Annotated in this window: 11 protein-coding genes; 3 read left to right on the top strand and 8 right to left on the bottom strand. The window is 69.4% G+C overall.

Annotation, left to right across the window (positions count from 1 at the left end; genetic code table 11):
* Positions 1 to 58 precede the first annotated feature (58 nt).
* The 6 genes from HMPREF2924_RS01480 to HMPREF2924_RS01455 form a co-directional block, all read right to left on the bottom strand.
* Positions 59 to 1,471 carry an amino acid permease gene (locus tag HMPREF2924_RS01480; protein WP_003135634.1) on the bottom strand — a complete coding sequence of 471 codons (1,413 nt, stop codon included), beginning with the start codon at positions 1,469 to 1,471 and terminating at the stop codon, positions 59 to 61.
* A 183-nt stretch (positions 1,472 to 1,654) separates the two neighbouring features.
* On the bottom strand, positions 1,655 to 3,907 hold the full coding sequence (locus HMPREF2924_RS01475; RefSeq protein ID WP_009314372.1) for an ATP-binding protein: 2,253 nt from the start codon (positions 3,905 to 3,907) through the stop codon (positions 1,655 to 1,657).
* A complete protein-coding gene (locus tag HMPREF2924_RS01470; RefSeq protein ID WP_009314374.1) occupies positions 3,904 to 4,680 on the bottom strand; it encodes a substrate-binding periplasmic protein in 777 nt (258 codons plus the stop codon). Before HMPREF2924_RS01470 ends, HMPREF2924_RS01475 begins: the two co-directional genes overlap by 4 nt.
* 3 nt (positions 4,681 to 4,683) lie before the next feature.
* A complete protein-coding gene (gene aruR, locus HMPREF2924_RS01465) occupies positions 4,684 to 5,418 on the bottom strand; it encodes a two-component system response regulator AruR (RefSeq protein ID WP_003109882.1) in 735 nt (244 codons plus the stop codon).
* Between the two features lie 117 nt (positions 5,419 to 5,535).
* Positions 5,536 to 6,183, bottom strand: a complete 648-nt coding sequence (locus HMPREF2924_RS01460; protein WP_003095720.1) for a TetR family transcriptional regulator C-terminal domain-containing protein — start codon at positions 6,181 to 6,183, stop codon at positions 5,536 to 5,538.
* 76 nt (positions 6,184 to 6,259) lie between these two features.
* Positions 6,260 to 7,351, bottom strand: a complete 1,092-nt coding sequence (locus tag HMPREF2924_RS01455; protein ID WP_003095722.1) for an ABC transporter substrate-binding protein — start codon at positions 7,349 to 7,351, stop codon at positions 6,260 to 6,262.
* 173 nt (positions 7,352 to 7,524) lie between these two features.
* Here HMPREF2924_RS01455 and HMPREF2924_RS01450 point away from each other — a divergent pair, with 173 nt between their 5' ends.
* Both HMPREF2924_RS01450 and HMPREF2924_RS01445 read left to right on the top strand, forming a co-directional pair.
* Entirely contained in the window at positions 7,525 to 9,471 is a 1,947-nt protein-coding gene (locus tag HMPREF2924_RS01450) for an oxidoreductase (protein WP_003135648.1), read from the top strand.
* Between the two features lie 77 nt (positions 9,472 to 9,548).
* On the top strand, positions 9,549 to 10,148 hold the full coding sequence (locus tag HMPREF2924_RS01445) for a helix-turn-helix domain-containing protein (protein WP_003095727.1): 600 nt from the start codon (positions 9,549 to 9,551) through the stop codon (positions 10,146 to 10,148).
* Between the two features lie 48 nt (positions 10,149 to 10,196).
* Here the strand turns inward: HMPREF2924_RS01445 and waaA are convergent, their stop codons facing one another.
* Together waaA and HMPREF2924_RS01435 are read right to left on the bottom strand one after the other, a co-directional pair.
* Positions 10,197 to 11,474: a lipid IV(A) 3-deoxy-D-manno-octulosonic acid transferase gene (gene waaA / locus HMPREF2924_RS01440; protein ID WP_003135650.1), complete on the bottom strand. Its 1,278-nt coding sequence runs from the start codon at positions 11,472 to 11,474 to the stop codon at positions 10,197 to 10,199.
* Positions 11,475 to 11,509: 35 nt separating this feature from the next.
* Positions 11,510 to 12,394 carry a LysR family transcriptional regulator gene (locus HMPREF2924_RS01435; protein WP_003109888.1) on the bottom strand — a complete coding sequence of 295 codons (885 nt, stop codon included), beginning with the start codon at positions 12,392 to 12,394 and terminating at the stop codon, positions 11,510 to 11,512.
* Positions 12,395 to 12,478: 84 nt separating this feature from the next.
* Here HMPREF2924_RS01435 and HMPREF2924_RS01430 point away from each other — a divergent pair, with 84 nt between their 5' ends.
* Positions 12,479 to 12,811, top strand: coding sequence for a DMT family transporter (locus tag HMPREF2924_RS01430; protein ID WP_003135652.1), 333 nt, complete (start codon positions 12,479 to 12,481; stop codon positions 12,809 to 12,811).
* The last annotated feature ends 50 nt before the right edge of the window (positions 12,812 to 12,861 follow it).

Below are 12,861 nucleotides of genomic sequence, written 5' to 3'. Positions count from 1 at the left end.
AGGCGAAAACGAAAACGCCCGCCGGATGCGGCGGGCGTCGGGTCCTGCGAATGGCCGTTCAGCCGGCCCGTCCCAGGGCGGGGTCGCCCAGTCCCTGCGGCTGCCGGCGACGAACCACGTAATAGGCCAGGTAGCAGGCGGCGATGAAGCCGAAGCCCCAGTACAAGGACGGCCGCTGGGTGGGATCGAGGGCGAGGAAGACGAACAGCGAGCAGCACACGGCGATGCAGGCCAGCGGCACCAGCGGGAACAGCGGCGCGGCATATTTCAGCTCGGCGACCGTGCCGCCGCTGGCCATGTGCTCGCGGCGGAAGCGGTATTGGGCGTAGGCGATGACGATCCAGGTGACGGTGCCGGACATCCCGCTCACCGCCATCAGCACCATGAACAGGGTGTCGGCTGCGACCACGCTGGTCAGCAACGAGAGCAGGGCGAAGCACAGGGTGATCAGCAACGCGTAGAGCGGCACGCCGCGCGCGCTGAGCTTCGACAGGCCGCGCGGGGCCATGCCGGTCCTGGACATCGCCCAGAGGATCCGCGTCGAGGCGTACAGGCCCGAGTTGCCTACCGAGAGGATGGCGGTGAGGATGACGAAGTTCATCAGGTCCGCCGCGTAGGGAATCCCGACCATGTCGAACACCTGCACGAACGGGCTTTCCACCAGCCCGGCCTGTTGCCAGGGAATGATGGCGGAAAGCACGACGATGGCCAGCACGTAGAAGATCAGTACGCGGAACACCACGTTGCGCACCGCCCGCGGGATGCTCTTCTCCGGTCGCTCGGTCTCGCCGGCGGCGACGCCCATGATCTCGCAACCCTGGAAGGCATAGACCACCGTCATCATCACCGCGAATACCGCCGACAGGCCGTTGGGGAACAGCCGCTCGCCGACCAGGTTGGAGAACATCGGCGCCGGCGCACCGCTCTTCAGTTCGATACCGCCGAAGATCACCAGCCCCCCGACCACGATGAACACCAGGATCGCCGCCACCTTGATCCCGGCGAACCAGTACTCGGCCTCGCCGAAGGCACGGGTCGCCAGGGCATTGAGGGAGAACAGCACGACCACGAAGAAACCCGACCATAGCCACACGGGCACCTCCGGGAACCAGCGGGTCATGAGCATCCCGGCCGCGGTGAATTCCAGGCCTACCGTGGAGGCCCAGCTCATCCAGTAGACCCAGCCGATCATGAAGCCAGTCGCCGGGCCGATGAAACGCGTCGCGTGGGCCTGGAACGAACCGGAGACCGGCATCTGCACCGACAGCTCGCCGAGGCAGACCATCACCAGGTACATCAGCACCCCGGCCACCAGGTAGGCCAGCACCGCGCCGGCCGGGCCGCCCTGGTTGATGGTCACGCCGGAGCCCATGAACAGCCCGGTGCCGATCACCCCGCCGAGGGACAGCATGAAGATGTGGCGGCTCGCCAGGGCCCGGGTGAGTTGCAGCCTTTCCTTGCCGTCAGCCATGGCGCACCTCCGGATGAGGGTACGCGCAGGGGTCTTCGAGATGGCTCATTATTCTTGTCTCCACTCTGTCAGAGGCCGTGTCTTGCGCACGGATGAGCGGATTATTGGCGGCGGATGTAAGACGCCGTTGAACGCGCGGATCGAAGATGTAAAAAGCTGTAAGGAAGTTGTTCGCCGCGCCGCTCAACCGGCCGCTGCGTCGGCTTCGCCGAGGAAGCCGGCGCGGCGCAGGGCTTCGGCGCCGTCGCGGCGCAGGCTACCCAGGCGTGCGCCCCAGGCTCGCGGGTCGACCCCGGCCGCGCCCAGGACCTCGCGCTCCAGCTCGCCCAGGCCGGCGCCGAGCGCCACCAGGCCCATGGAGTGGCAGCTTCCGGACAGGCGATGGGCGATGTTCGCCGCCTCGGCCAGGTCCGCCTGGTCCAGGGCTTCGGCCAGCAGCGGCAACTGCTCGTCCAGGCTTCCCAGCAGGTTGCCCAGCAGTCCGGCGAGCTTGTGCCGCCCCAGCAGGCGGCGGTGGGTCTCGAGCATCTGCCGGTCCAGCGCAGCGTCCGCCGCAAGCGCAGGCACGCTGGTGCCGACCTCGCCCAGCGCGCGACGCAGCTCGTCCATCCGCAGGGGCTTGCCGAGCACGCCCTGCATGCCCGCGGCGAAGTACCGACGCACCATGTCCGGCTGGATGCTGGCGGTGAAGGCGAAGATCGGCGTGGCGCGGTTCAGGCCGTCGAGCTGCCGGCGAATCCCGGCGCAAAGCTCGAGGCCAGCCATCCCCGGCAGGTGCATGTCCAGCAGGATCAGGTCGAAGCGCCGCTGCCGGCACAGCGCCAGGGCCGGCCCCGCGTCCTCGGCCAGCATCACCCGGTGGCCGTCCCGCTCGAGCAGGCCCTGGGCTACCTCGCGGTTGAGCGCCACGTCCTCCACCAGCAGCACCTCCAGCGCAGACACCGATGCCGCCGGCGGCGTCGCGCCGGACAAGCTCGCCAGCGCCAGCTCGATCTCGAACCAGAACGTACTGCCCTGGCCGACCCGGCTTTCCACGCCGATCCGCCCGCCCAGCGCTTCCACCAGCCGCTTGCTGATCGCCAGGCCCAGGCCGGTTCCGCCGTAACGGCGGGTCACGGCGTCGCCGCCCTGGGTGAAGCGTTCGAAGATGCGTTCGCGCATTTCCTCGGGAATGCCGATTCCATCGTCCGCGACGCTCAGCCGCAGGCGCTCGCTTCCTGCGCTGCGCGCCAGCCGCTCGACGCGAACGCGCACCTCGCCGGCCTCGGTGAACTTCACCGCGTTGCCCAGCAGGTTGGTCAACACCTGGCGCAGGAACTGCTCGGCGCCGCGATGGCCGTCATGAACCTGTGGGTCCAGCCACAGGTCCAGCCGTGTGGCGTTCTCCCGCGCCCGTGGTTCGAGCAGGGTGAGGACGTCCTCGAGCAGGCTCCGCAAGGAAAAGTCCACCGCTTCCGGCACATCCGCCGCTTCCTCCAGCCGGGCGAAGTGGAGGACCTCGTTGAGGATCGCCAGCAGTCCCTCCCCCGCTGTCGCCAGTGCCCGCAGGCGCTGGCGGTCACGCTCGCCGAGCGATGCCTCGCGCAGCAGCTCGGCCATGCCCAGGATGCCGTTCAGCGGGGTACGGATCTCATGGCTCATGGTCGCGAGAAAACGGCTCTTGGCGCGGTCGGCGGCTTCCGCCTGGTCCTTCGCCCGGCGCAGGCTGGCGGTGCGCCGCTCGACCTGCCGACGCAACTCGTCGCGGTCGGCGTCGCGCCGGCGGCGATCGGTGCGCAAGGCCTGGCGCATGTCCTCCAGGGCGGTGGCGACGGCGTCGATCTCGTCGCGTTCGCGGTCCGCCTTGTCCAGTCGCAGCGGCTGTTGCAGATCGCCTTCGGCGATATGCCCAGCGAACTCGGACATGCGCCACAGATGGCGAGTGACCAGGCTGTGGAACAGCCAACTGAGGGCCACCGCCAGGCCGCAAAGGAAACTGCCCATCCACAAGAGGCTGGCCAGGCCGCCGGAGGCCAGCCGGCGATAGACCGCCGCCAGGTCGATGGCGATCTCCAGCTCGCCCAGATGCCGACGCTCGCCCCCCGGCGGCTGGTAGCTCAAGGGAAAGCGCTCGACCCGCAGCAGGCCGCGTGGACGCTGGTCGCCCTGCAGCAGGTTGAAGTCGGCGCTTTGCAGACTGACACGGGCGATGTCGGGGAAATCCCCGAGGCCGCGCAACTGCACGTTCAACTGCTCCTGGTTGAGATCCCACAGGCTGCGCTCGAAGCTGGCCAGGTAGCCGCTGCGGATCAGTTCCAGGCGCGCCTCGATCTCACGCATTTCGCGGCGGTATTCGAAGAACAGCTGCACGGCGCCGGCGAGGACAGTGAAACACAGGCTGAACAGCAGCACCCGCCACAGCAGGCGCCGCGCCAACACTCCGCCGCGGCCGCTCACCAGGCGTCCGCGCGGTTGCCGGCGAGGCGCCGATAGTCGCGCACGCTGTCGTGCAGCCAACGCTGGATGCTGCCGTCGTCGCGATAGCCTCGCAGGGCCCGGTCGATCTCGTCCATCTTCGCTGCCAGCGGCGAGTGCCGCGAGACCGCCACCCGCAGGTAGTCCACCGTCAGCGGTTCGGGCAGCGCAAGGATGTTCTCGCCGCCGGCCAGGCGCTCGGCGAACAGCGTGCCGGTGCGGCGTTCGTGGGCAATGTAGTCGATGCGCTGGCGCACCAGCTTGCCGAAGTTCTGTCGGCTGTCGGAAACCCATTCGACGTTGCCGTGGCGGCCGACGAAGCGGTCGAAGTCCGCCCCGTAGCTTTCGCCGAACAACAGCCCGCCGCGATAGCCGGCGAGGTCGCCGAGGGATCGGATGCGCACCGGCCGCTGGCGGTTGTAGAAGATCGCCACCTCCTCGCGCAGCACCGGCTCGGCGGAAAACGCCAGGTCGCGATCGCGCGCGGGCGTGCGGTAGGCCAGTACCAGGTCGACCCGTCCGGCGGCGGCGTCCAGCAGGCAGCGCCGCCAGTTGCCCAGCACCACCACCTCGACCCGGTAGCCCAGCGCGCCGAACAGCCGCTTCACCAGCTCCGGCGCCAGCCCCCGGACCTGCTGGCCATCGCTCCAGGAGATCGGCGGGTATACCGGATAGTCGCAATAGCGGATGGTCTCCGCAGCCTGTGCCAGGCCGCCCAGCAGCCATCCGCAGAGCGCCAGCCAGCGGGCCTGCATGGCTCAGGCGTCGCTGGCCGCGGCGGTGAACAGGTAGCCGGCGCCGTGGATGGTGATGATCAGTTGCGGTTCGGCCGGGTCGTCGCGCAGCTTACGACGCAGGCGGCCGACCAGCACGTCGATGGAGCGATCGCTGGGCAGCCACTCGCGGTTGCGGATCTGGTCCATCAACTGGTCGCGGCTCAGGGTATGCCCGCTGTTGCGCAGGAAGGCGCCGAGCAATTGGAATTCGCCGTGGGTGAGCAGGGTCTCGTTGCCCGCGTGGTCGATCAGGCGGCGCCGGTCGGCGTCCAGCAGCCAGTCGCCGAACTGCCTGAGGGCCTGCCGGGCGGGGGCGGCGCTGGCCTGGGCATGGCGCACCCGGCGGATCAGGTTCTTCGCCCGCGACACCAGTTCGCGCGGGTTCAGCGGCTTGATCACGTAGTCGTCGGCGCCGCACTCCAGGCCGACGATGCGATCGATCTCGTCGTTGCGCCCGGTGATCAGGATGATCCCCACCTCGGAGCGCACCCGCAGCTCGCGGGTCAGGGTCAGGCCGTCCTTGCCGGGCAGGCGGATGTCCAGCAGCACCAGCTCGACCGGCTGGCCGAGATGGGCGCACTCGGCAAGGCAGGCTTCCGCCTGCTCGGCGTTGCCGGCGCAGAGGACGTCATAGCCCTCCTCGCCGAGATAGGCCTGGAGAAGCTCACGAATCACCGGGTCGTCGTCGACCACCAATACGCGCGGAACCATCGCCATCACCTTGCGCCTCCGGCGGGCCGGGGCGTTTCTTGTTCTGGGTTGTCGGACGGTGGGCGGAAGGGGCCGGGGCGCCTTCCGCTGCCAGCAGCAGCCTATCCACTACTGAACGGACGATCAACAAGCTTCCGTCGCACGCCGGAAGCGGCGATGGGCGCCCGCCTCCAGGCCATCCACCCAGGCCTCGCAGATCTGCACGCCCTGCCGCGGCGTGAAGGTCGCGGGATTCAGCCCAGACTCCAGCCACAGCCCGTCGAGCAGGGCGCTGAGGCTGATGGCCGCCAGTTCCGCGTCGAAGTCCGCCCAGCCGCCCTCCTCCGCCAGTTGCCGCAGCACGCCGACCAGCAGCGCCCGGTACTCGCCATAGGAATGGTCGTGGACCCGCCCGATCGCTTCGATGCTGCCCACCGCACCCCAGAACGCCAGCCAGGCGTCGAGCAATTGCGGATCGAGCAGCTCGGCGGAGAAGGATGCCTCGAAGAACGCCGAGAGCCGCGGGCGGGCGCCGCCCGGCGCGGTGTCGATGGCGCCGCGGAGCAGGCGCATGACGCGTCCGGTGACCGCCAGGTAGGCCTCGGCCACCAGCGCGTCCTTGCCATCGTAGTGGTGATTGATCAGGCCCACCGATACCCCGGCCTCGGCGCAGATCTTGCGCACCGAGGCGCCCTGGAAGCCATGCCGCTTCAGGCAGGCCAGGGTCGCCTCGATCAGCAGCGCCTTGCGCTGCTCTGGTTCCAGACGGGAAAAGCGCACTTCCTGGTTCATCCTTTCGCGGCTCCTGCTCGTCGCCCGCGACCACCGGCGGGCAGCCCCGATGATCGCAGGTTACGTGGCGCCCGTCTCACTGGCTGGCCCAGGCGTTGAAGCGCTCCTCCAGCTCCTCGCCATGCTCGACCCAGAATTCGTCGTCCATCGCCAGGCCCTGCTCCAGGTTCGCCGGCGCGGTCGGCACCCAGCTCGCCAGTTGCGCGGGCAGGCGCTGGGCGGCCTGGCGGTTGGTCGGCCCGTAGGGAATGTTCTCGACGTAGCGCACCTGGGCATCCGGGGCATTGGCGAAGGCGATGAAGCGACGCGCCTCGGCGCCGCGCTTCGAACCCTTGACCACCGCCCAGTAGTCCATGCCGTACAGGCTGCCCGGCCATACCAGGGCCAGGTTGCGCCCCGCGCGGTGGGCGTCGGCGATGCGCCCGGTGTAGGTGGACGTCATCACCACGTCGCCGGCGGCCAGCCACTGCGCCGGCTGCGCTCCCGCCTCCCACCACTGGATGTAGGGCTTGAGCTGGCCCAGCTTGGCGAAGGCACGGTCGGCACCGGCGCGGGTCGCCAGCAGCGGATAGACCTGCTCGCGTGGCACTCCGTCGGCGAGCAGGGCGAACTCCAGGTTGTAGATCGCCCGCTTGCGCAGGCCGCGCTTGCCGGGGAAGCGCTGGACGTCCCAGAAGTCGGCCCAGGACGCCGGCGGCTGTTGCAGCCGGTCGGCGTCGTAGCCGATCGCCACGCCCCAGACCAGCGCGGCGGAACCGCATTCCTGGGCGGCATTGGCGATCAACTGCTGCTTGCCGCCGATGGCCTGCCAGTCCAGACGCTCGAACAGGCCGTCGTCGCAACCGCGCGCCAGATCCGGCCCCTCGACCTGGACCAGGTCCCAGTCGGCGTGACCGGTGTCGGCCATCACCTTGATCCGGGCCATCTCGCCGTTGTACTCGCTCTGCACTACGGGAATCCCGGTCTGCTGCGTGAACGGCTGGAAGAACGCCACCTCCTGGGCCTTCTGTCCGGCGCCGCCGTAGCCGACCACCACCAGGCCATCATCGGCCTGGACCGGCGCGAGGCCGCCGAACGCCAGCAGGACGGCGCCGAGCAGGACGCGGCAAGGAAAAACCGGATGCGGACGGGCGCTGGCCGCGCGGCGCAATGGAAAGGAACGGTTCATGTGCGTCTCCTCTTGTTCTTGTTGTGGAGTGGATCGCAGCGAGCCGCCGGGAAGCGGCCACGGGACAGAAACTATCCAGTCGATTTTAAAAAAACAAGTTGATTTTTTACTGATGGTAAATTCATATCCTGTTTCTGAAGCGCGCCGCGAGAACAACAAGAAGGACGCCAACCGTGAATTTCCCGCACCTGTTCAGCCCCCTGGAAATCCGGGGCAAACGCCTGAAAAACCGCATCATGTCGAGCGGCCACGACACGTCGATGCCTACCGACAACCTGGTCAACGAGCCACTCGTCGCCTATCACCGCGCCCGGGCCCGCGGCGGCGCCGGACTGATCGTCATGCAGGTGGCGGGGGTCCACGACAGCGCGCGCTACACCTCGCACGTGCTGATGGCTACCGACGATGCCTGCATCCCCGGCTACCGGCGGGTCGCCGAGGCCTGCCACGCCGAAGGCTGCGTGGTGCTGTCGCAGATCTTCCATCCCGGGCGCGAGATCATGGAGTCCGCCGACGGCCTGCTGGCGGTGGCCTATTCCGCCTCGGCCTCGCCCAACGAACGGTTCCGGGTGATGCCGCGCGAACTCGACCAGCCGCTGATCGACGAGATCGTCGCCGGCTACGCCGCCGCCGCGCGCCGCCTGCACCAGGCAGGGCTGGACGGGGTGGAGGTGGTCGCCAGCCATGGCTACCTGCCGGCGCAATTCCTCAACCCGCGGGTGAACCGCCGCACGGATGGCTACAACGGCGACCTCGATGCCCGCCTGCGTTTCCTCCGCGAAGTGCTGGCGGCGGTGCGCGCGGCCACCTCCGAGGACTTCATCGTCGGCCTGCGCCTGTCCGCCGACGAGCGCGACCCCGAGGGTCTCAGCGAAAGCGAGTCGCTGCAGGCGGCCGAGGCGGTCCAGGGCGAGCTGGACTACCTGCACATCGTCGCCGGCACTTCGGCCTCCCTCGGCGGCGCCATCCATATCGTCCCGCCGATGGCCATCGAGCCGGCCTACCTGGCCCGCGAAGCCGGTACCTTCAAGGCGCGCCTGGCGATCCCGCTGTTCGTCACCGGGCGCATCAACCAGCCCCAGGAGGCCGAGGCCATCCTCGCCCGAGGCCAGGCCGACGTCTGCGGCATGACCCGCGCGCTGATCTGCGACCCGCAGATGCCGAACAAGGCCGAGGCCGGGCGCAGCGACGACGTGCGCGCCTGCATCGCCTGCAACCAGGCCTGCATCGGACATTTCCACCGAGGCTATCCGATCTCCTGCATCCAGCACCCGGAAACCGGCCGCGAGCTGACCTACGCAACGCCCAATCCGGCCTCGCGGCGCAAGCGCGTGCTGGTCGCCGGCGGCGGCCCGGCGGGGATGAAGGCGGCGGCGGTGGCGGCACAGCGCGGCCACGAGGTAGTGCTCTGCGAGGCCGGCGCCCAGCTCGGCGGCCAGGTCAACCTGGCGCAACTGCTGCCGCGCCGCGCCGAATTCGGCGGCGCCTCCACCAACCTGCAACGGGAGATGCAACTGGCCGGCGTCGAGGTACGCCGCAACACGCCGGTCGACCGCGCGCTGGTGGAGCGCGAGCGGCCGGACCTGGTGATCGTCGCTACCGGCGCCGAACCCTACTGGCCGCCTTTCGAGCGCGGCGGCGAGCTGCAGGTGGTGGATGCCTGGCAGGTGCTGCGCGGCGAGGTGCGGGTCGGTCGTTCGGTGCTGGTCACCGACTGGCGGGGCGACTGGATCGGCCCCGGTATCGCGGAAAATCTTGTACGCGAGGGCCACCAGGTGCGCCTGGCGGTGAACGGCACCCACTGCGGCGAGAGCCTGCCGCTGTACGTGCGCGACCAGTTGGCCGGCGAGCTGCACCGCCTGGGTATCCCGGTCACGCCCTACGCCCGCCTGTACGGCTGCGACGATACCACGGTGTACATGCAGCACAGCGCCAGCGGCGAGGCGATGCTGTTCGAGGAGGTCGATACCCTGGTGCTATGCCAGGGCCACCAGCCGGTGGACCGCCTGGCCGACAGCCTGCACGGCCTGGCGGAGGTGTTGCGGATCGGCGACTGCCTGGCCCCCCGCACCGCCGAGGAGGCGATCTACGAAGGGCTCAAGGCCGCCTGGAGCATCTGAGCGGCGCGGCCGCGGCTCCCTCGACGGGGCCCGGCCCAGCCCCTAGAATGCCGCAAACGCAGCCAGGACCCCGCCGCATGCCCCGCCCGTCACCGCCGGACGCCACCGACACGCCGCGCAGCGAAACGCACTTCCTCGGCACCCGCATCCGCGGCCTGCGCAAACGCCGCGGCCTGACCCTGGCCGAGCTGGCCGCACAGAGCGAACTCACCGCCGGCTACATCAGCCAACTGGAACGCAACCTGGCGTATCCGTCGATTCCGGCGCTGTTCAACATCGCCCGCAGCCTCGGCGTGACCATCCAGTGGTTCTTCGCCAGCGAGGCCGCGGTGGACCCGGCGGACGCCGGCTACGTGGTGCGGCGCAACACGCGCATGAGCGTGCATTACGAAGACGGCATCATCGACGAACTGCTCACCCCGCAGCCCAGCCGCCAGTTGGAGATCCTCCACTCGCGTTTCCCGCCGGGCACCTACAGCCAGCAGAGCTACAGCCATGAGGGCGAGGAAGCCGGCTACATCCTCAGCGGAATCTTCGAACTCTGGGTCGGCGACCGCCATTTCCAGCTCCGCGAGGGCGACAGCTTCAGCTACTCCAGCCAGGAACCGCATCGCTACGGCAACCCAGGCGACAGCGATACCCTGGTGCTCTGGGTGATCACCCCGCCGACGTTCTGAAACGCCCTGTCGCGATGCAGGGCCAGGGGAGCGCCGACGGGGCGGGCGCTACCCGCCGCGCTCGAGCAACCGCGCCAACCCCGCCAGCAGCCGCTCCAGGGCGCCCTGGTTGTTGCGCAGCACCTTCTCTCCGGCAGTGGCCATGGCCGTCGCGACCTCCGGCTGCGCCCACAGGCGCGTGAGGCCGTCGCACAGCTCGCCGGCATCCGTCACCTCGAGCAGCGCCCCGGCGTCGCGCAATTGCGCGGCGATGTCGAGGAAGTTGAACAGGTGCGGACCGGCGAACACAGGCTTGCCCAGGGCCGCCGGCTCCAGCAGGTTGTGCCCGCCGTTGGGCACCAGGCTGCCGCCGACGAAAGCGATGTCGGCCAGGGCATAGAGGAACAGCAGCTCGCCCATGGTATCGCCGAGCAGCACCTGGGTCGCGCGTGCCACCGGCTCGCCGCCGGAGCGCCGGACCGTGGCGAAGCCTTCGCGGCGGCATAGCTCGTGGACGCCGGCGAAGCGTTCCGGATGGCGCGGCACCAGGATCAGCAGCGCGTCGGGACGCGTTTCCAGCAGGCGCCGGTGGGCTGCCAGGACGATCTCGTCCTCGCCGGCATGGGTGCTGGCGGCGATCCACAGCGGTCGCGCCGTCGCGTTCCATTCCTCGCGCAGGGCGGCAGCGGCCAGCGGCAGCTGCGGGTCGATGCGCAGGTCGAACTTGATCGAGCCGGTCACGCTGACGCACTCAGGACGCGCGCCGAGACGACGGAAGCGCTCGGCCTCGGCCTCGGTCTGCACGGCGATCCAGGACAGCTCGGCGAGCATCGGCCGGGTCAGCCCGGCGAAGCGCGCGTAGCCACGCGCCGAGCGCTCGGACAGGCGCGCATTGGCCAGCGCCACCGGGATCCCGCGCGCGGCACAGGCATGGATATGGTTGGGCCACAGCTCGGTTTCCATGATCACCGCCAGGCGCGGCCGCACCCGGTCGAGGAAGCGCGCCGCCGCCCAGGGCAGGTCGTAGGGCAGATAGCAGTGCCGGACCTGCTCGCCGAACAATGCGCGGATGCGCTCCGAGCCGGTCGGGGTCATGCAGGTGACGGTGACCGGCAGCTGCGGATGGCGCTCCAGCAGCGCCCGCACCATCGGCGCGGCGGCGATGCTCTCGCCCACCGAGACGGCGTGCACCCAGATGCCGCCGGGCGGCACCTCGGGCAAGGACAGGGAAAAACGCTCGCCGATGCGTTTGGCGTAGGCCGGCGCCTGGCGCGCGCGCCACCACAGGCGCAACGCCACCAGCGGCAAGCCGAGGTGGAACAGCAGGGTATAGAGGGTACGGTTCATGGGCGCGCAGCTTAGCAAAACTCCCGCCGACCGGCTCAGCCGATGGCGCGCAGGTGGCGGGTGAAGGTTTCGCCGAGCCAGGCCGCCGCCGGGCCGAGCACCTCGTTGCGCCGCCAGACCAGTTCGACCACCAGCGACGGCGGCGTCCAGTCGCTGGTCAGCTCTACCATCAGCCGGTCGTAGGTGGGGTACTGCACCACGTGCCGCGGCAGCCAGGCCCAGCCGAGGTTGCGCATCAGCAACTCGGCCATGGAATAGAAGCTGTCCAGCCGCCACACCTGCGGGCTGATCTGCTCGCCGCCCGGATAGCCGCTCTGCTGGGGCACGATCAAAAGTTGCCGGTGCTGTGCCAGCTCGCGGCGACTGACCCGTTGCAGCCCGGCCAGCGGGTGGCCGGCGCCGCACACCGTGACCATCTCGACGCTGCCGAGGCGCCGCCGCTCCAGCGACTCAGGCATGCGCTCATGGTGGAACAGCAGGCCGAGGTCAGCCTGCTCCTCGAGCAAACGACGGGTCACGTCGCCCTGGCCGCCGCTGGACACCTGCACCTCCAGACTGGGAAAGCGCTGCGCCAGCGCTTCCAGGCTGTCCAGCACCGGCTGGTAAGGCATCGCCTCGTCCTGGGCCAGGCGCAGCCGCGGCTCCTCGCCGCGCGCCAGCCCCAGCGCGCGCCCCTGCAGGCGCTCGCACTGGCGCAGCACCTCGCGCGCCTCCGCCAGCAGCACCCGGCCCTCGTCGGTCAGGCGCGGCTGGCGTCCGCTGCTGCGTTCGAACAGGGTGACGCCGAGGTCCGCCTCCAGCAGCGCGATGCCGTTGCTCACCGCCGATTGCACCCGTTTCAGTTCGCGGGCGGCGGCAGAGAACGACTGGCGCTCGGCGACGCTGACGAACAGGCGGATCTGCTCCAGGTTCCACTGCATAACCTATCTCCAATACAGATAGGTAACGACTTTATCCCATCCGCCGGCTCCCTAGAATGGCCGCAGTTTCCGGAGGACGCCGCCATGACCAATTATCTCTACCTCGCCATCGCCATCGCCGCCGAAGTGGTCGCCACCACCTCGCTGAAAGCCGTCACCGGATTCAGCAAGCCACTGCCGCTGCTGCTGGTGGTGGGCGGCTACGTGCTCGCCTTCAGCATGCTCGTGCTGGTCATGCGCACCCTGCCGGTCGGCGTGGTCTACGCCATCTGGTCCGGGCTCGGCATCGTCCTGGTCAGCCTGGTGGCGATGTTCGTCTACGGCCAGCGCCTGGACCCCGCGGCCCTCCTCGGTATCGGCCTGATCATCGCCGGCGTGCTGGTGATCCAGTTGTTCTCCCGCGCTTCGGGGCACTGAACGACCGTCGCGGGCGCAGGTTGTATACTGCGCCCTTTCCGTTCCCGATA

The organism is Pseudomonas sp. HMSC063H08 (genome assembly GCF_001813645.1).
Lineage (GTDB): Bacteria > Pseudomonadota > Gammaproteobacteria > Pseudomonadales > Pseudomonadaceae > Pseudomonas > Pseudomonas aeruginosa.
This window is presented reverse-complemented; position numbering and strand designations above follow the sequence as displayed.